The sequence below is a fragment of the Elizabethkingia argenteiflava genome, assembly GCF_009904105.1.
GTDB lineage: Bacteria > Bacteroidota > Bacteroidia > Flavobacteriales > Weeksellaceae > Elizabethkingia > Elizabethkingia argenteiflava.
The window spans coordinates 1-372 of the sequence record NZ_JAAABJ010000143.1; the positions used below are offsets into that span (position 1 = coordinate 1).

Here is a 372-nt window from a genome sequence, read left to right on the forward strand (position 1 = left end):
GGAGAGCTTGACTTGTGGGAAGGTGAATACACCCACAGATGCATTCTTACCAACGATTACGACTCATCAACAAGAGACATCGTCGAATTTTACAACAAGCGTGGGGGCAAAGAGCGTATATTCGATGATATGAACAACGGATTCGGCTGGAACAGGCTCCCCAAGTCGTTCATGTCAGAGAACACCGTATTCCTTCTGCTTACGGCATTGATATACAATTTCTATAAGACCATCATTAGCAAGCTTGACACCAAGGCTTTCGGGCTCAAGGAAACGAGTCGCATAAAGGCTTTTGTCTTCAGCTTCATCTCCGTACCTGCCAAGTGGATCATGACAGCAAGGCAATACGTGCTGAATATCTATACAGAAAAC

The 372-nt window shown here is 45.2% G+C and carries 1 protein-coding gene; it reads left to right on the forward strand.

All coding sequences use genetic code 11. The features are described 5' to 3' along the window. Positions 1–372, forward strand: a 372-nt coding sequence (locus GNY06_RS01025; RefSeq protein ID WP_166518412.1) for a transposase, incomplete at both ends; no start/stop codon positions are given.